We start from the raw sequence: 20705 nt of genomic DNA on the forward strand, positions 1-20705 counted from the left end.
GCTGCTCAGGCACGCTGCACCCCCACGGCGTGGACACGGGTGGCGGCGAGTTCGATGCCGGCCTGGTTCTTGACGACGTGCTCGACCCGTTCGGTGATGTTGCGCGCCACCGTCGGGATGCTCACGCCGTAGGCCGCCACGACGTAGAGGTCGGCGGTGAAGCGCCCCCCCTCCTTGCCGATCACCACGCCCTCGCTGGCGTTGGCCCGGCCCAGCACGCGGTACAGGCCCTCCTTGAGGTTGGCCGGGGCCATGCCCACCACGCCCGGAATCTCGTGGGCGGTGAGCCCGATGAGGGACGCCAGGGCGCCCTCGGTGATCTGTATGCTGCCACTCACAGTAAGCCGGAGTATAGAGCAGTTCTCGGAATGACGGCGCCGGAACGGAAGGCTTCCGGCGCCGTCATTCTCCGTCCTGCTCATCCAAATTCGGTCGTTCCGCCCGGTCTCGGAGGCGGGCTCTTGACGACAGGTGCTCTGCGGCACGGCCCCGAATCCGGTTTCGCCGGACACCTGCGGCGGGCATCGGGGCCGCGCGTGCTCTACTCGCGCCATGCAACTCACAGACCGGCTGGACGCGGCAGACCTCACGCTGGCGTTCGTGACGCAGGACGCGGCCCTCTCCGGGCGCCTGACCCGTGGCCTGAAGCCCGGCGAGGTGCGCCTGATCCGCCGGGGCGAAACCGGCGACGAGGCCCTGGCCCTGGCCCCCACGGGCGCTGCCGAGGCCCGGGACCTGGGCGCGGCCCTGAGCAGGCTGGCGGGCGAGCTGCGCGCCACAGGTGTGCAGGTGCCCGCGACCACGTACGCCGCCGCCCTGGCCGGCGCGGCGCTCGCGGCCGGCTGGCAGGACCGCCGCTACAAGGGCGAGCCGAAGGACGGACCCGCGCCCAGGGCCCACCTGGCCGTCGAGGGACTGGCGGGTGAGGACGCCGCGCGCGTCCGTGCCCTGGCCGCCGGGGTGGGCTTCGCCCGCGAACTGGTGAGCGCCCCCGCCAACGTCCTGAACCCGGCCACGCTGGCGCGCGAGGCCCGTGGCCTGGAGCGGCTCGGCCTGGACGTGGACGTGTGGGACGGCGACGACATCACGGCGCGGGGCATGGGCCTGCTCATGGCCGTGGCGGCGGGCAGCGCGACCGGCCCCCGCCTGATCCGCGTGACCCTGCCGGCGCGCGGCGTCACCGCAGGGGCACTGCCCCGGCACGTCATCGCGCTCGTCGGCAAGGGCATCACCTTCGATACCGGGGGGTACAGCATCAAGCCGGCGGCGGGCATGTACGGCATGAAGGGCGACATGGGCGGCGCGGCCGCGGTGCTGGGGGCCATGCGCGCCCTGGGCGAACTGCGCGCGCACCTCCCGGAGGGCGTCGAGGTGCGGGCCTACGTCGCCGCCGCCGAGAACATGGTCGGCCCCGACGCCATGCGCCCCGGCGATATCTTCCGGGCGGCCAACGGGCTGAATGTCGAGGTCACGAACACCGACGCCGAGGGCCGCCTCGTGCTGGGCGACGCGCTGACGGTCGCCTGCGACGAGGGCGCGACCGAGGTCGTGGACCTCGCCACCCTGACCGGCGCGAAGGTCACGGCGCTGGGGAGCGACATCGCCGCGCTGTTTTCCAGCGACGCGGCGCTCACCGCCCGCATCCAGGTGGGGGCCGAGGCGGCCGGCGAGTTCGTGTGGGAACTGCCGCTGCATCAGCCCTACCTGAAAGCCTTCCAGAAGGCCACCATCGCCGACCTGAAAAACAGCGACCTCGTGCCGGCGGGGGGCAGCATCAAGGCGGCGCTGTTTCTCCAGCAGTTCGTGACGCGGCCCTGGGCGCACATCGACATCGCGGGCAACGCCATGCAGGGCGAAGCTGCGACCGGTTGGGGTGTGGGAACCCTGGTCGAGTACGTGCTGGCCCCCCGCTGAGGGCCGGAGCCTGAGCGCCGGGGGCCGGGAAATGCCGGTCCGGCCCCGGTCAGTTGACGCTCCATTCATCTGGCGAAATGGGTCACATCCCCGTGATCTCTGGCCGGGTAGGCTGGGAAAGTCTGTGAACGTTCCCCCTCCTTATGGTGGCCGCTGGCCCTTCAACTGGCCGGGCGTGCTGCTGACGTTGGGCGGCTACGGTCTCACCTTCGCCGTGTTCGTGCAGATGGTGCGGCAGATGCCGGGGGCCGTCTTCCAGCCGACGATCCTGGGATTCGGCCACCTGGTCGTCACGCTGCTCCTGATCGTCTGCACGCTGTGGATGATCGCCTTCGCCTACGGGTTCCGAATCCGCGTGACGGTCCTCCAGGGCATCGTCACGGGGATGCTGGCCGACCTGCTGTTCCTGCGGGGGGTGCGCGCCCTGTACGGCGTCGCCGGAGCGGAATCGCTGATCGATCTCGGGCTCATGCTCGTCGCGGCCGTCAGCCTGATCCTGCTCGTGACCGGCAACAACACCGAGAATCTGCGCCGCGAGCGACAGGAGCGTCAGGCCCAGGAAACCGACGTGCTGACGGGGCAGCTCAACCGCCGGGGTGTGGCGCGGCGCTACTCGGCCCTGCCCACCGACACCGCCCTGACGGTCGTGATGATCGATCTCAACGACCTCAAGGGCATCAACGACCTGGGGGGCCACAGCCTGGGCGACCACCACCTGCGCGCCACGGCGCAGGCGCTTCAGGGCCACCTCCCGCCCGGGGCCTTTCTGGGCCGCTGGGGCGGCGACGAGTTCGTGGCCGTCCTGCCGGGCCACGGCGACGTGACGGCCGTGTTCGGGCCGGTGCAGGCGCAGGTCCCGCACCCCAGCGGCCGGACGCTGCCCTTCGCCTACGGCTCGGCGCAGGTGACGGCTTCCATGCCGCTCGACCGGGCGCTGGCCCTGGCCGACCAGCAGATGTACGAGGACAAGGCCGGCGCGGGGCGCGCGGCGGGCGACCCGGAGGCGGGCGAGGGCGTGGCCGACTTTCCCCACTTCCTGCTGGGCCTGAATTCGCTGCCGGCCATTCTGGAACGGGGCCTGAGCCGCGCGGCGATCCTCGCGGGCTTCGAGGAGTGGATGTACGTCGAGCGGGACATGGACCGGATTTTCAGCCGGGATGCCCACAACGCCCGGCTGGAGGCCGGGGTCCGGATATCGATGGCGCGGCCGGGCAGCATGACTTCCCAGGTCATGACGCTGGGGCAGTCCCTGTGGGCGGCCGACTACGAGCGCAGCCCCTATGCCCAGACCGACTGGATCGAGCGGGGCCTCAAGAGCATCGTGATGACGCCGGTGCTGGAACACGGTCAGGTGCGCGGGCTGGTGGCCTTCTTCAACCACCGGACCTGGCATTCCGTGACCCCCAAGGCGCGCCAGCTGCTCGGCGCGGTGGCGACCCACCTGGGCCACCAGCTCGAACGGGACGCGGTGGTCGAGCGCCTGGAAAGCTCGGTCGAGGCGACCCTGACCGGCCTGGGCACCATCCTGGAGGCCCGCGACCTGGAGACGGCCGGTCACACCGAGCGGGTGGTGTCGCTGGCGCTGCGGCTGGGCAAGGCGGCGGGACTGGACGAGGACGCGCTGCACGACCTGCGCCTGGGGGCCTACCTGCACGACATGGGCAAACTGGCGATTCCCGACCGCGTGCTGCTCAAGCCGGGGCCGCTCGACCCCGCCGAGTGGCGGCTGATGCAGACCCACAGCCGCGAGGGCGCCCTGATGGCGGCGCGTCTGCCGGCCCTCTCGCCGGCCGTGATCGAACTGGTGCGCAGCCACCACGAGCGCTGGGACGGTCAGGGCTACCCGGACGGCCTGGCAGGCGAGGGGGTACCCCTTCTTGCCCGCATCTTCGCGCTGTGCGACGTCTACGACGCCCTGACGCACGCCCGGCCCTACAAGCCGGCCTGGACCCCCGGGGCCGCGCGCGCCGAGCTCGCCGCGCAGGCCGGCCGGCAGTTCGACCCGGCCCTGACGGCCCTGTTCCTGCGCGACGTGCTGGGCGAAGGCGGGGACGGAGGCGAAGATGCGCCCGGGCCCCCCGCGCCGGGGCGCTCGCCTTCGCCCTGACAGGCCGCCGCGCCGCCAGAGCGAAGGCGAGGCGGGGGCGGGGCCGACGACTAGAGCGCGGGGTCCAGGCGGCCGCGCAGCAGCAGCCGCATCCGCTGACCCAGGCGCTTGTAGACGGGCGGGGCGTAGTGCTCGCGGAAGTCCACGGTGGCCTCCTCGCTGCCCACGTCATGGCCGTACTTCTCGGTCAGGAAGTAGCGGTGGTCCATGATCCACAGGTACAGGTCGGCCTCGGTGCGGCCCGGAAAGCGGTACATCACGTCGTGCAGGTCGAGGTTCTCGACGATCCGCAGGTACAGGCGGCAGTACCAGCTCTCGACCGCCTCCTCCCAGGTGACGGGCGGCCGGCCTTCCCGCCCCGGCTTGCGGTCGAGGAAATACTGCCGGGTCCGGATGTGTTCCAGCAGCTTCTCGTAGCGCCCCGGCGTCGTGAACATGATGGGCCGGTGGCCCGGCACCACGTGGTCGAGGTCGGTGGCCTTGAGGAACTGCGCGTACTCGCCCTTGATGATCAGGTCCTTGAGGGTGTCGCCCTCGTCGGGCGGGACGGTCACGTTCAGTTCGATCACGTAGGCGTCGATGTACTTCTGGCCCTGTCGCCGCGCCACCGAGACGCGGTGGTTGCCGTCCTTGACGAAGTACAGTTCGCCGACCTTGTACACCTGAATGGGGGGCAGTTCCTTGCCCTGGAGCTGCGCCGAGCGCACGCCGACCCAGCGCTCGTCGAGGTGTTTTTCCTTGGGGAGGTAATGGCGGTCGAACTCGCGGTAGCGGTCCACCGACCCGATGATGTGGTCCACCTCGATGGTCTGGAGGCCCAGCGTATGCTCGCCGTCGGGGGCGAGGTGGCGCACCCAGTCGAAGGGCAGCAGCTCGTTGGGCTGACGGCGCAGCACCGCGAGCAGGTCGCGCACGTCGCTGGCGAAGCGGGCGCGCTCGACCTCATGTTTGGCCTGGTTGAAAAAGGACATGCGGGCAACTCCTTGAGCAAGCGAGTATCGGCCGGGGCATGTTCGAACGGGGGAGTATGGGGAACCCCGGTCTCTATGTCCACTCTACACCGCTGGCCTGTCCGGAGTCTGATGGCCGCTGGGGGAACGTGCCGGGGGGCGGGGCGCAGGGGCTATGCTGCGCCGCGTGTCCGCTCCTCCTGTTCCTGCCGCGCCCGCCACCCGCCTGACCCTGCCGGTGCTGGTCTGTCTGGCGCTGGTGTATGTGGTGTGGGGCAGCACCTATTTCGGGATCAAGGTCGCCATCGAGACGCTGCCGCCCCTGGGCATGCTGGGGGTCCGCTTCGCGCTGGCAGGGGCGGTCCTGATGCTCGCGCTGCGGCTGCGCGGCGCGGCCCTGCCCACGGCGCGGGAATGGGCGGCCTCGGCGGCGGTGGGGCTGCTGCTGCTGGGCGGCGGCACCGGACTGGTCACGCTGGCCGAGCGCGAGGCGAGCAGTTCGGTCGCGGCGATGGTCATCGCGGTCTCGCCCCTCTTCGCGGCCGTGTTCGCGCGGCTGTGGGGCGAGAAGACCGGCGGGCGCGAGTGGCTGGGTATCGGGGTGGGGCTGCTGGGCATCGCCCTGCTGAACGTGGGTGAGCTGCGCGCCACGCCGCTCGCGGCCTTTCTGCTCGTGCTGGCGCCGCTGTGCTGGACCTTCGGCAGCCAGTGGTCGCGTCACCTGCACCTGCCGCGCGGCCTGATGGCGAGCGCCGCCGAGATGCTGACCGGCGGGGCGCTGCTGCTGCTCCTGAGCGCCGCGACGGGCGAGCGCTGGCACACGCCGAGCGCCGCGAGCCTATGGGCGCTGGCGTACCTGACGGTCTTCGGCAGCCTGGTCGCCTACAGCGCGTACATGTACCTCGTCGAGCACACCCGCCCCGCCCTGGCGACGAGTTACGCCTACGTGAACCCGGTGGTGGCGGTGCTGCTGGGCGTGGGTCTGGGCGGCGAGCAGCTCGGGGCGCTGGGCTGGGCCGCGCTGGCGGTCATCCTGGGCGGGGTGGTGCTCGTGGCGTGGCCGCGCCCGGCCGCCGCCGCGCCCCAGGAGCCATAAGGGCCGCTCAAGCCCGAAGGTAGGACGCGGCACCCCGCCCGCGCGGCCGGGCCGCTAGGCTGCCCCCATGCTTGGCAAGTTCTTCAAGAAACCGGCCGACGACATGGGGGGGCGCGTTCCGCCCGGCCAGACCCTCACCACCCGCTTTCCGGTCCTGACCTACGGCCCGGCGCAGCGCTACGCCCCGCAGGACGTGGTCGTGAAGATCACCGGCCTGGCCGAGGAAAAGACCTTCACCTGGGCCGACCTGCTGGCCCTGCCGCAGACCACCCTGACCTACGACATCCACTGCGTGACCCACTGGAGCAAGCTCGACACGACCTGGACGGGCGTGCGCGTCACCGACCTGATGGAGCACCTCCAGCTCAAGCCCGGCGCGACCCACGTCATGCAGCACTCGGTCGGGGGCTATACCACCAACCTCAGCCTGGAAGACTTCGTGCGGCCCGAGAACCTGCTGGCCCACACCTTCGGCGGCGAGCCGCTGGCGACCGAGCACGGCGGCCCGCTGCGGCTGGTCGTGCCGCACCTGTACTTCTGGAAGAGCGCCAAGTGGCTGACCGAACTGGAGTTCATGGACCGGGACCGCGCCGGCTTCTGGGAAAAGAACGGCTACCACATGCGCGGCGACCCCTTCAAGGAAGAGCGGTACGACGACGATTAAGCCGGGAACGACCGGGTCGGACCTGACCGGCGGCGGCGAGTACCTCGTGCCCGACGTGTTGGAGGAAGGCCTGACGCTGGTGCTGGTGGGCACCGCGCCCAGCCGCATCAGCGCGCGGGCACGGGCGTACTACGCCAACCCCAGCAACAAGTTCTGGCCGACACTGGCGGCCGTGGGCCTGACCCCCCGGCAGCTCGCGCCGCGCGAGTACGCCGAGCTGCCCCGCTACGGCATCGGGCTGACGGACGTCGCCAAGCGCCACAGCGGGGTAGATGCCGCCCTGCCCGGCGAGGCCTGGGCTCCCCACGAACTGCGCGGCAAGGTGCGGCGTTACCGGCCCCGGCTGGTGGCCTTCACCAGCAAGCGCGGCGCGGCCGAGACGCTGGGCGTGCCGACCGGCCGCCTGCCCTACGGCCCGCAGCCGGAGGGCCTGGAGGGCGCGGAACTGTGGGTGCTGCCCTCGACCAGCCCGCTGGGCCACACCCATTTCCAGCTCGGGCCGTGGGAGGCGCTCGCGGCGCGGGTCAGGGCGTTGCGGGCACAAGGGTCAGGCGGCACAGGTACCGGTTGATTCCCCAGGGCGAGGACGCCGCGCTGATCTCGAAGCCCACGCGGCGGTAGAAGCCCACCGCGCCGTCGTCCGTCTCGGCCCGGAGGGTCCGGACCTCCAGCGCGGCGGCGGCGGCGTACAGCAGCGCGCGGGCATGGCCCTGCCCGGTGTGCGCCGGGGCCGTACCGATGTGCCGCAGCTCGGCGCTCCGGCCCCCATGGTCCAGGCGCAGGCCCGCCGCGCTGACCACCTCGTCGCCCGCTGCCCAGGCGAAGACCTGCCCGCCCGCCCCGCTGCGGTAGGCGGCCAGTTCCTGCCGGACCCGCCTGGGATCGGGAAACATGGCGCGGGCGAGCAGCGCCGTGAGGGCCGGGGTCAGGGCAGGGGAGACGAGCAGGGTCATGCCCCAGCATCGGGGGCGCGGGCTGCGGGCGGCATCGGCTGAAATGCGGATGCGGGGGTTCCCGGCGCGCGGCTACGCTGGACCATGTGCCCCCCTCAGCGTCCTCCCCTGTGGTCCCGAACGGCTGGCGCACCTTCCTGTGGCTGTGGGGTCGCAGGCCCTGAGCGTGCTAGGGGGTGGCCTGAGCGCCTTCGCCATGAACATCTACCTGACCCAGACGCGCTTTCCGCTGGAAGCGCAGCGGGCCGACCTCGCGGCGGCGCTGGCGCTGACTGGCCTGGGCGCGGTGCTGGCGACGCTGCTGGGGGTGCCGCTGGCCGGGGCGCTGGCCGACCGCTGGGACCGGCGGCGCATGATGCTCGCGGCCGATCTGCTGGGGGCCTCGCTGCTGGCCCTGCTGGTGCTGGCGGTCACGCTGGGAACGCCGCCCCTGTGGCTGCTGGTCGCGTTCTCGGCGGTGCAGGGGCTGACGGGGGCCTTTCACGGGTCCGCCTTCGACACGAGTTACCGCACGCTGGTCCCGGAGGCGCAGCTGCCGCGCGCCAATGGCCTGATGCAGACCCTCTGGAGCCTGTCGGGCCTGCTGAGCCCGGCGCTCGCCGCGCTGCTGGTCGGGCTGCCTGCCCTGGCGCGCGCGGCCAGCGGCCCCCTGGCCCAGACGCCCCTGGCCGGGCTGCGCGACGGGGTGCCGCTGGCGCTGGGCCTCGACGCCCTGTCGTTCCTGCTGGCCGCGCTGGTGGTGTGGCGACTGCGCATTCCGACCCCGCCGCGCCGCGACCTCGTGGCGGCGGCGCGGCGGCCCACGCTGGCCCAGGACATGCGTTTCGGCTGGGGGTTCATCTTCCGGCGGCCCGCGCTGCTGCACCTGTTGCTGACCTTCGCCGCGATGAATCTGCTGACCAGCGGCGTCGGGGTCGTCCATCCGCTGCTCGTGCGCTTCACGCTGGTCCCCGATCTCGCGGCGCGTGGGGTCAGCCAGGAGGCGGCGCTGGCGACCCTGTGGACCGCCATGAGCGCGGGCGGCCTGTGCGGCGGCCTGCTCGTCAGTGCCTGGGGTGGGCTGAGGCGCCGCCGGGTGCTGGGGGTTCTGGTGCCGATGGTGCTGGCCGGAGCCGCTCAGGGCGTGGGCGGCGCGGCAGGTACGCTGCCGCTGACGGCGGCGGCCATCGCGGCCTTCGGCGTCATGACCCCGGTGCTGAACGCGCACTCGCAGAGCATCTGGCAGTCGCGGGTGCCCGCCGAGATGCAGGGCCGCGTGTTCAGTTCCCGCCGCCTGATCGCGCAGTTCACCGCGCCTGTCAGCACGGCGCTCGCCGGGGTCCTGGCCGCGCGGCTCGCGCCCGGGAGCCTGCTGGTCGGGTCGGGCCTGCTGATCGTGGTGGTGAGCGGCCTGCAACTCCTGAATCCGGTGCTGCGCCGCGTGGACGAGCCTGGGGCGGACCCGGCAGTAGAGGGGCCGGTGCCCGGGGCCGCCCCCCAGCCCTAGGCCCGGCCCGCAGCTCCGGCTACTTGCCGCCCGGCAAGGTCTGAAGGGTCTGGACCGGCAGCGCCAGCCCGCTGTCCGCCTGACCGAAGGCCGCCAGGACGCCGGTCAATTGGCCCCCGGCCCGCTCGACCAGCCGCGCGAGCGCCAGCGCCGTCCCGCCCGAGGCGATCACGTCCTGCACGATGGCGACCCGCCTGCCCCGCAGCCGCTCGGCGTGCGGCCCGTCGAGCCACAGCGTCTCGGTCACGCCCAGGGACATGCTGGGCACCTCCTGAATCAGGGGCGACTGCATGTAGGTGCGGCGTTTCTTGCGTGCGGCCACGTAGGGCAGGCCGCTGCGGTCGCTCAGCTCGTGCGCCAGCGGCAGCGAGTTGGTCACGGCCGTCAGCAGCACCTCGGTGCCCGGCGGGATCAGGGGCAGCAGCGCTCCGGCCACCGCGTTCGTGAGTTCGCTGTCCCCGATGAATTCGACCAGGGGCACGCGCCCGGCATTGCCGACCCGCACCGTGGGAAGCTCGCGCCGGACACCGCCGACCGTAATGCTCAGATTGTCCATGGCCCCAGGGTAATACGCGCCCTGCCCGGAACCTGTCAGGCCCCTGTGGTCAGCCGACCTCTTTGGGTCCTTTCAGGCCGCTGCGGCCCTCGCGCCCGCGCAGCACGTCCGCCACGTCGGCGGGCGAGACTCCCACTTCGGCCAGGGCGAACAGCGTGTGGAACAGCAGGTCGGCGGCCTCGGTCGCCAGCTCGGCGCGGTCGCCGTTCTTGGCGGCCAAGAGCACTTCGCCCGCCTCCTCGCTGATCTTCTTCAGGACCCGGTCCAGGCCCCCGGCGTGCAGGCGCGCCACGTAGCTGTTTTCGGGCAGGGTGGCGAGGCGCTCGGTGATGGTCGCGTAGACGCGCTCCAGCGCGCCGTCCAGACCGTGGTCGCCCGTATCCTGCGCGGGCATCAGCGGCCTGTGGAAGCACGAATACTCGCCGGTGTGGCAGGCCGGGCCGGTCTGGACGACGCGGTACAGCACGCTGTCGCCGTCGCAGTCGAGCTCCACGCCGACCACCTGCTGGGTGTGGCCGCTGGTCGCGCCCTTGATCCACTGCTCGGCGCGTGAGCGGCTGTAGTAGGTCGCCTCGCGGGTGGCGAGGGTGCGTTCCAGCGCGGCGCGGTCGGCATAGGCCTGCATCAGGACCGCGCCGCTGCGGGCATCCTGGGTCACGACCGGAATCAGGCCGCGGTCGTCGAACTTGAGTTGGGACAGGTCAGGAGTCATGGCTACCTCGGGCAGAAGAAGGGGAAAAGGAAAAAAGAGCGGCGGGAGAGGGCCCGCTCAGCCGGCCGGCCACTCGGGGCGTACGGGCAGCCCCTCGCCGTGCAGGTACGCCTTGACCTGCGGCACGGTCAGCTCGCCGAAATGAAAGACGCTGGCGGCCAGGGCGGCGTCGGCCAGACCCACCGTGAGCACGTCGCGGAAGTCCTCCAGGCGTCCGGCCCCGCCCGAGGCGATCACCGGCAGGTCCACCTCGCGCGCCACCGCCGCAGTCGCCTCCAGGTCGAAGCCCGCGCGGGTGCCGTCGGCGTCCATGATGTTCAGGCAGATCTCGCCCGCGCCCAGGCGCTGCCCCTGCGCGGCCCACGCCAGCAGGTCCAGGCCGGTGTCCACCCGGCCTCCGCCGAGGTGGACGGTCCAGCCCTGTGCGCCGGGGCGGCGCTTGGCGTCGATACTCAGCATGACGCACTGCGCGCCGTGGTGGTCGCTCGCCTCGCGGATCAGTTCGGGCCGCCGGACCGCGCCGCTGTTCACGCTGATCTTGTCGGCCCCGGCCATGAGCAGCTGCCGGAAGTCGCCCAGGGCGTTCACGCCGCCGCCGACCGTCAGCGGCATCATGACCTGCTCGGCCACGCGGGCGGCCACGTCGAGCATCAGGGAGCGGCCCTCGTGGGTGGCCGTGATGTCGTAGAAGACCAGTTCGTCGGCCTGCTGCGCCTCGTAGGCCTGGGCCAGCACCAGGGGATCGCCGGCGTCGCGGTGGTTCTCGAAAAACCGCACGTTCTTGACCACGCGGCCGCTCTGCACGTCCAGACAGGGAATGATGCGCTTCGCCAACACGCCCGGCAGTGTAGCCTCCCGCGCCCGTCTGCCGCGCCGCGCTGTACAGGGCATAGGCAAAAGTGCTGAGGTGCCCGCTCTTTCTCAGAAAGCCTTGATAGAATCTTTAGCAGTCTGGGGGGTGAATGTGGAGCGCCGACGAATTCTGTTGATCGACGACAATCCCAACGATGTCGAGCTCGCCCTCGACGCCCTTGACGTGTCGCCGGACACCGACGTCCGGGTGGCGAGCAGCGGCGCCGAGGCGCTGCGCCTGCTGACCGACCGCGCCGAACCGCTGCCCGACCTGATCCTGCTCGACCTCAAGATGCCGCATATGGACGGCCTCGCCGTGCTCGACGCCATCCGGGGCGAGGCCCAGCTGCCCGACGTGCCGGTCGTGATGCTCACCACCAGCGGCGACGAGCGCGACATTCAGGCGTCGTACGCCCACGGCGCGAGCGGCTACGTGGTCAAGCCGCTGGAGTTCGGACAGTTCCGCGCGGCGATGTCCACCATCAAGGCCTTCTGGATGGGGCTGAATCGCCGCCCCGATCTGCGCTGAAGCCTGCCCCCGGCCCCCGCCTTGCGCCGCCCTTCATGCCCCGGCCCCCGCAGCGGGAGCGCCGCTAAGCTGGCCCCATGCGCGTGTACATCGGCTGCGGCGGCTACAGCAACGACGACTGGACGGCTCCGGGCCTGATCTACGAGGGCGTCAAGAAGGATCATTTCCTGGAAACCTACGCCGGGCATTTCGACGCTGTGGAACTCAACAGCTCGTTCTATGCCATTCCCGGCCTCAAGGCCTTCGAGGGGATGGCGCGCAAGTCGGGCGGGCGCACGCGCTTCGCCGTGAAGCTGAACAAGGCGTTCACCCACGACCGCGCGCCGACCGACGCCGACTTCGACCGCATGCTCCAGAGTCCCGAGCCGCTGCGCGAGGCGGGCCTGATGGGACCGTATCTGGCGCAGTTCCCGTATTCGTTTCACCGCACGGCCGAGAACCGCAGGTACCTCCAGGTCCTGACCGAGCGCTTCGCCGGGCATGAACTGGCCGTCGAACTGCGGCACGCGAGCTGGGACAAGCCCGAGGTCCGTGAGGGCATGGGCGAGTACGGCCTGATCTGGGTGAGTCCCGACTACCCGCCGCTGGGCGGGATGCCCGAGCCGCAGGTCCATGTGACCGGCGACGTGGCCTACCTGCGCCTGCACGGCCGCAACAAGGGCACCTGGTGGGAGGGGGGGAGCGCCGCCGAGCGCCATGACTACCTGTATTCCCGCGCCGAGATGGACGAGTGGGCCGAGAAGATCGCGCTGGTCGCGGACGATCTGAGCGAGCTGTACGTGTTTTTCCAGAACACGACCAAGGGTCACGCCCTGAAGAACATTCCCATGCTGCGCGAGGCCCTGAACGCGCGCGGCGTGCCGGTCCGGACCCCCGAGCCGCTCGCGGAGGGCGCGGCCCAGGACGGCCGGCTGCTGTAGAAACGCGAAAAGCCCCCGAGCGGGGGCCAGTGCGTCTGTGGGCGGGGTTTAGGCCAGCGCCTTGATGACGGCGTCGGTGAACTCGTTCGTGCCGGCGGTGCCGCCGAGGTCGCGGGTACGCGGCCCCTCGGCCAGCACCTTGTTCACGGCGTTGTCGAGGCGGCGGGCCGTCTCGTGGTCGCCGATGTGGTCGAGCATGAGCACGGCGGCCAGGATGCTCGCGGTGGGGTTGGCGACGCCCTGCCCGGCGATGTCGGGGGCCGAGCCGTGGACCGACTCGAAGATGCCGAACTTGTCGCCCACGTTGCCCGAGGCGGCGATGCCCAGGCCGCCCACCAGACCGGCGGCGAGGTCGGACAGGATGTCGCCGAACATGTTGGTCATGACCATCACGTCGAACTGGCCGGGGTTGCGCACGAGCTGCATGGCGGCGTTGTCCACGATCATGGTGGAGGTGTTCAGGCCCTCGACCGTGGCCGTGTGGTCCAGGATGGTGTTCAGGAACAGGCCCTGCGTGACGGGCAGCACGTTGGCCTTGTGCACGACCGTCAGGCGCTTGCCGCGCTTCATGGCGAGGTCGGCGGCGAACTTGCCGATGCGCTCGCTGGCGTCCTTGGTGATCACGGTGTCGGCGATGGCGGTGTCGCCGTAGCGGCGCTCCTGCTCGACGTACAGGCCCTGGGTGTTCTCACGCACGATCACGAGGTCCACGTTGTCGTACGCGCCGGGCACCGGGCGGGTGCGGGTGGGGCGCACGTTGGCGTACAGGCCGTACTTGCGCCGCAGGTGGCGGATGGCGCCGAAAAAGCCGTCGGGCTTCTCGCCGCTGGGGCTGGTGGCCGCGCCGAACAGGGTCGCGTGGGTGTTCTCGACGGCGTCGTAGGTGGCCTGCGGCACGCTGGTGCCGTGGTCCAGGAAGTACTCGTAGCCGGCCTCGGCGGTCACGTATTCGGCGTCGAATCCGGCGGCTTCCAGCACGCGGCGGGTCGCCGGAATCACTTCGTGACCGATGCCGTCGCCTTCGATCAGACAGATGCGGTAGTTTGCCATAGCCTGCCCAGTCTAAGCGAGAAGCGCGAACTGATGCACAGTTGCCGCGCCCTGGAAGCGTCACGCCACGGGTAACGCGCCCGGTGCGGCGGGGCGGGCCGCGCGGCCCAGAAGTTCCCGCGCCAGCGCCTGCGCCAGCAGCGGCCCCAGCAAAAAGCCCTTGCTGCCCAGCCCGGCCAGGCGCCACACCCCGTCCTCGCCCTGGCCGCAGCGCAGGCCCGAGAGCCGCGTGCCGCTCCAGCGCCCCGTGACCTGCGGGCCGCGCAGGTCGGGGGTCAGGGCCAGGCCCTTGCCCAGCAGCCAGGCCAGCGACCCCAGCGGCAGCCGGGGCGGTGCCCAGGTCGGGGTCGGGGCCTCGAAGGTCGCGCCCAGGACCCCGCCCGATGCCGCCGGGGCGACGTAAGCCCCGAAACTCAGCGGCACGGGCGAGGGCGCGCGGTCCAGCAGCAGCAGGCTGCCGGCGCGGTACACGCCCCCCTCGCCTGCCCAGCCGCTGCCCACCGCGCCGCCGCACCACACGACCGCGTCGGCGGCCAGGGACTCGCCGCCTTCCAGCGTGACGCCCCGGGCCGCCCAGCCCGTCGCCCGCGCCCGCACCACCCGCGCCCCCGAGGCCCGGCGCAGCGCCGCCGTGAAGGCCGCGCCGTCGAGCCAGCCGCCTTCGGGCAGCCACAGGGCATGGGCCCAGCCGGGAGCCAGGGGCGCGGGCGCGTCGGCGGGGGCCAGCCAGACGTGCGACAGGTCGGTGGGCGGCGGCAGGTGGCGCACGAACTTTTCGCGGGTGCGCCCGTCCGGCACGGGGCGCAGGACACCTTCGCGGCCGCAAGGCACCTTCTCTCCGGCCCGCGCCAGCTCTCCGACCCAGGCCCAGGTCTGGCGCAGCCCGGCGACCGCCTGCGGGTCCACCTTGCCCGATTGCCCGCGCACCGGGTTGAGCAGGGCCGAGGGTACCCGGCTCGCGGCGTGCTGCCCGCTGTCGATCAGCGTGACCCGCGCCCCGGCGCGCCCCAGGGCGTAGGCGACCGAGGCCCCCGCCACCCCGCCCCCGATCACGGCCACATGCGGCGCGGCGTTCATGCGGGACGCACCGCCCGCAGGCACTCGCGCTTGCCGGGAGCACCGGGGCGGCGCTCGACCTCCAGCCCCGCCGCCTGAAGGGCCCGGCGCACGTGCCCGGCCGCGCTGTAGGTGGTCAGGACGCCGCCGGGGGCCAGGGCCGCTGCCAGCCGCGCCGCGAATTCGGGGGTCCAGACCTCCGGGTTGCGCGTGGGTGAGAAGCCGTCGAGGTACAGCGCCGTCGCCCAGGCGGCGGGCAGGTCGGCGGCCGTCACGTCCTCGAAACGGACCTCCAGCGCCGCGCCCCCCGCCTGTGTGGTCAGCCGCCCCTCGGCCCCGTCCCAGACGTTCAGCAGCGCCTCCCAGGCCGGGTGACGTTCGGCGTCGCCACCGGTCGCCACCTCGCGCAGCGTCGCGGCGGTCGCCGGGTCGAACTCGTAGGCGAGGTAGTGCAGGGGCGCGCCGCTCGCGGCGGTCGCCGCCAGGGTCGCGCGGACATTCACGCCCACCCCGAACCCGATTTCCAGCACGCGCGGGGCCGGGTGGTTGTCGGTGCCGCTGCCCCCCACGAACACGTGCCACGCCTGCGAGCGCGCTCCGTGCCGCGAGCCGTAGGCCTCGCCGTAGCGGGCGTTCAGGGCGGTGCGCGAGCCGTCGGGCGTCGTCAGGATGGAAGAGGGGCCAGGGCTGGACATCCGCGCAGCATAGAGCGGCGCGGCAGACCTGTCCGGTCGCCGCGCTCCATTGTGCCGCCCGGTGGCCTGCCCCTCAGCGCAGGTCCTCGTCCACGATGGCGAGTTCGCGGGTCAGGCCGTGGGGGTCGCGCACGTCGAGGGTCTCGCGGCGCAGCGTCACCGTCTCCTGGTGGGTCACGGTGCGGCTCTGCTTGCTCAGCACCACGTCGCTTAGGGCGTAGACCTGCTTGGTCACCTCGGCCCGCTCCTCACGCACCAGCACCTCGTAGGTGCGGCCCGGCTCCAGCGCCTCACCGTTCAGGGTCACGAGGCCCTGACCGTCCTGCACCGTGATCTCCAGCGTCTCGCGCACGAGCTGCACCGGCACCAGCTCCTCACGTTCGACCACGCGCCGCAGCACGCTCACCGACCCGGCACCGCCACGCACCACCTCGACGTTGGCGCGTTCCTCATGCAGGGTCAGGCGGCCGAGTTCGGTGCGGCTCTGGGCCTGCGCCAGCACCGCCGCGTCGGGTTCGCCGGAGAGGGGGGGCTGGATCGTGGGGTCCTGATTCGTCATGGTGGGTCCTTTCTGTAGACAGGAACGGAAAAGGCGGGGATGGGCCCCCGCCTCCTGTTGATCGCGCGCCGGTTACGGACGCTCAGTACTTGCGGTCGGTGTCGCGGTCGGTCGCCGCGTCGCGCACGGTGCCGTCGTCGCTGAGCTTCACGTCGCCGGTCTTGTTGACATCCAGCACTTCGCGGCCCACCGTGTCGGTCACGGTCTGCGTCTCGGTCACGGCGCGCTTGCCCACGCTGATCTCTTCGGTGACGTAGGCCTGCTTGCTCACGTTGGCGCGCTCAGCTTCGAGGTCCACGTTCATGGTCTGGGTGCCTTCACCCAGCACCACGCCCTCGACGGGACGGGCGTCGCTCACGGCGTGACGCTCGATGACCACTTCTTCGCGCTGGAGGGGCACGCTGACGCTCTCTTCGTGCGTCTCGACGCGCTTACCGATCTGCACGCTGCCGGCCTTGAAGCGGTCCTTGTTGACCACGAGGCGCTCTTCGAGCAGCTGGAGACGGTCGGGCGTCTGGTAGGCGCGGCGCTGGTAGTCGGTGCGGTCGGTGTCGGTCGCCATAGCTGCCGTACCGGTGGCGGCGGTGTCCATGTTCGCAGTGTCGTTGCCCACGCCACGCAGCACGCGCTCGTCCCGGTCCATCGCGTCGCTGGAGTACATCTCGCCTTCGCGGTACTCGCTCATTTCCTTGACCTGGTCCTTGGTCAGGTTGTCGAAGTACACGCCCTGCTCGTCGATGCGGGCGTGGCCGACCGGCACGAGGACTTCCTTGCTCGAGAACCAACCGCCCACGTCCACCAGCAGGTAGCGGATGCGGCCGCTGCCGGGCTCCACCAGCGCGTCGCGCACGGTGCCGATCTTGTCGCCGCCGTAGCCGTAGGCGACGTGGCCGACGGGGTTGTACACGTTCTCGTCGTTCAGGTTGTACTGGGCGTCGTTGGACAGTTCGGTCAGGCGAATCAGGTTGGCTTGCGTCATGGTGGTGCCTCCTCGGAAATGTGTGGTTTGCGGCACTTGCTCCGCTTGAGAGGTAGTGTCCGCCTTCCGCCCGCCGTTTCTTTGAGGACTGCATAAAGCCCTACCGGGGCTGCTCTTGAATGGACGATCATGAATGTGAAAATTGTCATGATCTCATCCGTTTCGCATGCGCGGTGCCCTGTCCGGGAGCCGCAGGGTCTATCTTCGGCGCATGTCTCCTGTGCTGGCCGACCTGCGCTCCGATACCGTGACCACCCCTACGCCCGAGATGCGGGATGCCATGGCGGGCGCGGCCGTAGGCGACGACGTCTACGGCGAAGACCCGACCGTCAACGCCTTACAGGCGGAGGTGGCGCGCCAGACCGGCTTCGAGGCGGGGCTGTTCATGCCGTCGGGCACCATGACCAATCAGGTCGCCATCGCCCTGCACACGCGCCGGGGCGAGGAGGTCATCTGCGCCGAGGGCTCGCACATCTACGAATGGGAACTGGGTATGATGGCGACCTTCAGCGGTGTGGTCCCCCGATTCGTGCCCGCGCCGCTGGGGGTCCCGGCCCCGGAGGACGTGCGTCTGGCGATCCGGCGCAGCGTCCACCAGTCGCCCAGCGGCATGATCAGCCTGGAGAACACGCACAACAAGGCGGGGGGCACGGTCATTCCGCTCGACGTGCTGGCGGGCATCCGTGAGGTGGCGACCCAGGAGGGCCTGCCGCTGCACCTCGACGGGGCGCGGGTCTACAACGCCGCGGCGGCGCTGGGCGTGCCGGTCGCGGAGATCACGCGGCATTTCGACACGGTCAGCGTATGCCTCAGCAAGGGGTTGGGCGCGCCGGTCGGCAGCGTGCTGGTCGGCTCCCAGGCAGCGATGGCCCGCGCCCACCGCTACCGCAAGATGATGGGCGGCGGGATGCGGCAGGCCGGGGTGCTGGCCGCCGCCGCCCTGATCGCCCTGCGCGACGGCCCCGCCCAGCTGGCCGCCGACCACCGCCGCGCCCGCGTGCTGGCCGGCGCGCTGGTGGACGCCGGCTTCGCCGTGAACCTGGAGGCCGTGCAGACCAACATCGTGTATGCCACGCTGCCCGGCGCGGCCGAGCGGGTGGCGGGCTGGGCCGAGCGGGGCGTGCTGGCCAACGCCCTGGGCCACGACTCGGTGCGCTTCGTGCTGCACCACCAGATCGGTGACGAGGCGCTGGACCGGGCCATCGCGGTGCTGACCGCCTGAGCCGGCAGCTCAAGGCGCACTGAGGCGCGCCTCAGCATGTGCGCCCCGGCATGCGGCAGGCTGGGGTGACCTTGGCCCGCCGTCTGCCCACCTCCGCCTGGCCCCCGCCCCCGCAGCCGCCCGCGTGCTGCGCGCTGTGTGGCCGCGAGGTGCCGCAGCTGACCGAGCACCACCTCGTGCCGCGCTCGCAGGGCCGGCGCCGGGGGGTGCCGGTGGCCGAGCTGCCCACGGTCCTGCTGTGCGGGCCCTGCCACAAGTTCCTGCACCGGACCTTCAGCAACGCCGAGCTGGCCGCCGAGTACCCCACGGTCGAGGCGCTGCGCCGGCACCCGGAAGTCGAGCGTTTCGTGCGCTGGCTGCGCACCCAGCCCGCCACCCGCAATGTCCGCGTGCGCTGATCGGCGGCCCCGGGCAGGCAGGACGGGCCCGCCCGTTTTCCCCCGAAAGGATGAGGCCAGGGTGCGGGCAGGCGCGCTACCTTACGGATCATGACGCTTCCCGACGCGCCCCGCCCGCCCGAACCGCCCGCGTGGCCGGGCGAGAGTACGCCGGCCCCGGTGCCCCCCGGCCCACAGATCCGCGCGGTGGACGGCAACCGCGCCGCCCTGGCCCTCCTGATCGTGCAGAACGTGGTGTCGGCGCTGCTGATCGCCCGGGGCGCGCCGCTGGGCACCGCGCTGCTGGGGGCCTTCGCGGTGACGGTCCTGGTCGCCTTCACGCTCTTTCGCCCGGCGATGACGGCCCTGCTGCGCGACACCCGCTGGCGCACGCCGCCCTCCTGGGGCACGGCGCTGGCGGCTTTCGCGCTGGCTTTCATCGCCTCGCGGGCGCTCGCGCTGGCCTACGTGCTGCTCGTGCCCTCGGGGGCCGACGCGGTGCCGCAGTTCCTGAGCCGGGGGGCCGACCAGTGGGCGCTGTTCCTGGCGGCGGGTCTGCTCATCCCGCTGGCCGAGGAAGTCGCCTTCCGGGGCCTGCTCATGCGCGGGCACGAGCGCGCGGCGGGCTTCATGGTGGCCGCCCTCACCAGCACCTTCGCCTTCTCGCTGGCGCACGGCGTTCCGGCGAGCATCGCGGGCATCCTGCCGCTGGCCTACGTGCTCGCGCGGGTCGTGCAGCACAGCGGCAGCCTGTGGAACAGCGTGATCATCCATGCGGCCAACAACACGCTGGCGGTGGCGCTCGGGGCGCTGCTCGCGGGGCGTGACCTCGGCGGGCAGGGCGACGCGGCCTCCCTCCTCAAGGACGAGGCGCTGCGCCTGCCGCTGGCCGGCGGGGCGCTGCTGTTCGGCCTCGCCGTGCTGGCCGTGTGCCACATCTGGCTGACCCCCAGGGCCGATCCCCAGGAGCGCCGTGTGCCGGGGCCGTGGCTCAGCGGGGCCTACGTCGCGGTGGTGGTGTTCGGGGTGGTGTCGCTGCTGCTCACCCTGCCCTTCGCGCAGGGCTGGCTGGGCCGTATCAGCGCCCTGCTGAACTGAGGGGGGAACGCTCCTGGAGGTGGCCCGGCGTGCCCAGCGCGTCCGGGCCACCTCCTTTTGTCCTGCCATACGTGCTCTAGAGTGGGCCGGTTATGGCCTCCCGCCCCTCCCGCTCCGGTTCCCCGGCCACCGGCTCCTCGCGCAGCGCGCGGCGTGCGGCCCGGCGTCAGGCCCGTCCCGCGCCCGCCGTGCCGCCGCCCAGTCCGGACCCCGCCCCGCTGGCGGTGGACCTGCTCACCGCGCCCCGGCAGTTCGGCCGCGCGCTGGGCCGTGCGGACACCGCGTGGTGGACCTACTGGCCGGTGCCGGTGGTCACGGCACTCCTCTCGGGGGTGGCCTACGCGCTGCTGCTGCGTCCGGGCCTGAATCTGGCGGCGGCCGAGACGCTGCGGGCCGCCGGGCAGAGCGGTTCGGCCGCTCCCACCTTCCTCTCGCATGTCACCAACGCCTTCGGCAGCCTCTTCCTGACCTTCATCACGTTGGGGCTGATGTGGGGGCTGGGCCGTCTGGGGGCCGGGCGGGGCCGCGACGTGCGGGGGGCGCGGGTGCCCGAGATCTTCAGCGCGTCCTTCGCCCTGCTCGCGCCGCTGTACCTCCTCGTGGCTGTGCTGGTGCTCATCACGCCCGCCGCGAGCTGGGCCCTGCCGCCGGCCGCCGTCCAGGCCGCGCAGGGCAATCTCCTCGAACTCCAGCGCGCCGCCCTGCACAGCGCCGCGCAGACCCCGGCGGCCCTGGCCCTGTTCTTCGTGACGCTGCTGGGCACGGCCGCGCAGTGCGCGCTGGCTTACCCGGCGCTGCGCGAAACCACCGGCAGCGCCGCCCGCGCAGCCCTGGGCGCGGGGCTGCCGCTGCTGCCCGCCCTGGCCGCGCAACTGGTCGGGGTGGCCCCGCTGCTCATCGCCCGGCTATCTGGCGGCTAGGGCTGGGCCG

23 protein-coding genes are annotated in these 20705 nt (G+C 72.1%); 12 read left to right on the forward strand and 11 right to left on the reverse strand.

Features of this window, described 5'->3' with window-relative positions; genetic code table 11:
• Positions 1–5 precede the first annotated feature (5 nt).
• Positions 6–338, reverse strand: coding sequence for an Asp23/Gls24 family envelope stress response protein (locus tag DGO_RS05630; protein ID WP_043801228.1), 333 nt, complete (start codon positions 336–338; stop codon positions 6–8).
• Positions 339–552: 214 nt separating this feature from the next.
• Here DGO_RS05630 and DGO_RS05635 point away from each other — a divergent pair, with 214 nt between their 5' ends.
• Positions 553–1914, forward strand: a complete 1362-nt coding sequence (locus tag DGO_RS05635; RefSeq protein WP_043801229.1) for a M17 family metallopeptidase — start codon at positions 553–555, stop codon at positions 1912–1914.
• 124 nt (positions 1915–2038) lie between these two features.
• Entirely contained in the window at positions 2039–4021 is a 1983-nt protein-coding gene (locus DGO_RS21025) for an HD domain-containing phosphohydrolase (protein WP_169330996.1), read from the forward strand.
• A gap of 50 nt (positions 4022–4071) precedes the next feature.
• Here the strand turns inward: DGO_RS21025 and DGO_RS05645 are convergent, their stop codons facing one another.
• Positions 4072–4992 carry a ParB N-terminal domain-containing protein gene (locus tag DGO_RS05645; protein WP_014684523.1) on the reverse strand — a complete coding sequence of 307 codons (921 nt, stop codon included), beginning with the start codon at positions 4990–4992 and terminating at the stop codon, positions 4072–4074.
• A 154-nt stretch (positions 4993–5146) separates the two neighbouring features.
• Here DGO_RS05645 and yedA point away from each other — a divergent pair, with 154 nt between their 5' ends.
• The 3 genes from yedA (at position 5147) to DGO_RS05660 (ending at position 7302) form a co-directional block, all read left to right on the forward strand.
• Positions 5147–6067 carry a drug/metabolite exporter YedA gene (yedA, locus tag DGO_RS05650; RefSeq protein WP_043801231.1) on the forward strand — a complete coding sequence of 307 codons (921 nt, stop codon included), beginning with the start codon at positions 5147–5149 and terminating at the stop codon, positions 6065–6067.
• Between the two features lie 67 nt (positions 6068–6134).
• The gene (locus tag DGO_RS05655; RefSeq protein ID WP_014684525.1) at positions 6135–6731 is read left to right on the forward strand and encodes a sulfite oxidase-like oxidoreductase; all 597 of its coding nucleotides are present in this window, start codon (positions 6135–6137) and stop codon (positions 6729–6731) included.
• A 46-nt stretch (positions 6732–6777) separates the two neighbouring features.
• Positions 6778–7302, forward strand: a complete 525-nt coding sequence (locus tag DGO_RS05660; protein WP_014684526.1) for a mismatch-specific DNA-glycosylase — start codon at positions 6778–6780, stop codon at positions 7300–7302.
• On the opposite strand, the gene DGO_RS21030 is transcribed toward DGO_RS05660, so the two are convergent.
• Positions 7256–7684: a GNAT family N-acetyltransferase gene (locus DGO_RS21030; RefSeq protein WP_014684527.1), complete on the reverse strand. Its 429-nt coding sequence runs from the start codon at positions 7682–7684 to the stop codon at positions 7256–7258. The two genes, DGO_RS05660 and DGO_RS21030, sit on opposite strands and share 47 nt — an antisense overlap.
• A gap of 139 nt (positions 7685–7823) precedes the next feature.
• Between DGO_RS21030 and DGO_RS05670 the strand changes: the two genes are divergently transcribed.
• Entirely contained in the window at positions 7824–9170 is a 1347-nt protein-coding gene (locus tag DGO_RS05670) for an MFS transporter (RefSeq protein ID WP_226991470.1), read from the forward strand.
• Positions 9171–9189: 19 nt separating this feature from the next.
• Here DGO_RS05670 and DGO_RS05675 read toward each other — a convergent pair whose 3' ends face one another.
• Genes DGO_RS05675 through hisF form a run of 3 tightly spaced genes read right to left on the reverse strand, consistent with a single transcriptional unit; the run spans position 9190 to position 11275 of the window.
• Positions 9190–9726, reverse strand: coding sequence for a phosphoribosyltransferase family protein (locus DGO_RS05675; RefSeq protein WP_014684529.1), 537 nt, complete (start codon positions 9724–9726; stop codon positions 9190–9192).
• A 49-nt stretch (positions 9727–9775) separates the two neighbouring features.
• Positions 9776–10438, reverse strand: a complete 663-nt coding sequence (gene hisIE / locus DGO_RS05680) for a bifunctional phosphoribosyl-AMP cyclohydrolase/phosphoribosyl-ATP diphosphatase HisIE (protein ID WP_043801236.1) — start codon at positions 10436–10438, stop codon at positions 9776–9778.
• 57 nt (positions 10439–10495) lie between these two features.
• A complete protein-coding gene (hisF, locus tag DGO_RS05685) occupies positions 10496–11275 on the reverse strand; it encodes an imidazole glycerol phosphate synthase subunit HisF (RefSeq protein ID WP_014684531.1) in 780 nt (259 codons plus the stop codon).
• 127 nt (positions 11276–11402) lie between these two features.
• On the opposite strand from hisF, the gene DGO_RS05690 reads away from it, so the two are divergent.
• Positions 11403–11819 carry a response regulator gene (locus DGO_RS05690; protein WP_014684532.1) on the forward strand — a complete coding sequence of 139 codons (417 nt, stop codon included), beginning with the start codon at positions 11403–11405 and terminating at the stop codon, positions 11817–11819.
• 77 nt (positions 11820–11896) lie between these two features.
• Complete coding sequence (locus DGO_RS05695; RefSeq protein ID WP_014684533.1) at positions 11897–12739, forward strand: DUF72 domain-containing protein; 843 nt, start codon at positions 11897–11899, stop codon at positions 12737–12739.
• 48 nt (positions 12740–12787) lie between these two features.
• On the opposite strand, the gene DGO_RS05700 is transcribed toward DGO_RS05695, so the two are convergent.
• The 5 genes from DGO_RS05700 to DGO_RS05720 all read right to left on the reverse strand — a co-directional run bounded on the left by DGO_RS05700 (position 12788) and on the right by DGO_RS05720 (position 17078).
• The gene (locus tag DGO_RS05700; protein ID WP_014684534.1) at positions 12788–13789 is read right to left on the reverse strand and encodes an isocitrate/isopropylmalate dehydrogenase family protein; all 1002 of its coding nucleotides are present in this window, start codon (positions 13787–13789) and stop codon (positions 12788–12790) included.
• Between the two features lie 60 nt (positions 13790–13849).
• Positions 13850–14866, reverse strand: coding sequence for an NAD(P)/FAD-dependent oxidoreductase (locus tag DGO_RS05705; RefSeq protein WP_043801239.1), 1017 nt, complete (start codon positions 14864–14866; stop codon positions 13850–13852).
• The gene (mnmC2, locus tag DGO_RS05710) at positions 14863–15540 is read right to left on the reverse strand and encodes a tRNA (5-methylaminomethyl-2-thiouridine)(34)-methyltransferase MnmC2 (protein WP_043801242.1); all 678 of its coding nucleotides are present in this window, start codon (positions 15538–15540) and stop codon (positions 14863–14865) included. Before mnmC2 ends, DGO_RS05705 begins: the two co-directional genes overlap by 4 nt.
• 73 nt (positions 15541–15613) lie before the next feature.
• The gene (locus DGO_RS05715; RefSeq protein ID WP_014684537.1) at positions 15614–16099 is read right to left on the reverse strand and encodes a YsnF/AvaK domain-containing protein; all 486 of its coding nucleotides are present in this window, start codon (positions 16097–16099) and stop codon (positions 15614–15616) included.
• 82 nt (positions 16100–16181) lie between these two features.
• Entirely contained in the window at positions 16182–17078 is an 897-nt protein-coding gene (locus tag DGO_RS05720; RefSeq protein WP_043801245.1) for a PRC and DUF2382 domain-containing protein, read from the reverse strand.
• 211 nt (positions 17079–17289) lie between these two features.
• Here DGO_RS05720 and DGO_RS05725 point away from each other — a divergent pair, with 211 nt between their 5' ends.
• From DGO_RS05725 to DGO_RS05740, 4 genes are all read left to right on the forward strand, one after another.
• Positions 17290–18300: a threonine aldolase family protein gene (locus DGO_RS05725; protein WP_043801247.1), complete on the forward strand. Its 1011-nt coding sequence runs from the start codon at positions 17290–17292 to the stop codon at positions 18298–18300.
• 71 nt (positions 18301–18371) lie between these two features.
• Complete coding sequence (locus tag DGO_RS05730) at positions 18372–18698, forward strand: ubiquitin family protein (protein WP_014684540.1); 327 nt, start codon at positions 18372–18374, stop codon at positions 18696–18698.
• Positions 18699–18788: 90 nt separating this feature from the next.
• Entirely contained in the window at positions 18789–19775 is a 987-nt protein-coding gene (locus DGO_RS05735; protein WP_050920697.1) for a CPBP family intramembrane glutamic endopeptidase, read from the forward strand.
• Positions 19776–19867: 92 nt separating this feature from the next.
• On the forward strand, positions 19868–20695 hold the full coding sequence (locus DGO_RS05740; protein WP_226991471.1) for a hypothetical protein: 828 nt from the start codon (positions 19868–19870) through the stop codon (positions 20693–20695).
• The last annotated feature ends 10 nt before the right edge of the window (positions 20696–20705 follow it).

It is taken from the genome of Deinococcus gobiensis I-0 (assembly GCF_000252445.1).
GTDB classification, from domain to species: domain Bacteria; phylum Deinococcota; class Deinococci; order Deinococcales; family Deinococcaceae; genus Deinococcus; species Deinococcus gobiensis.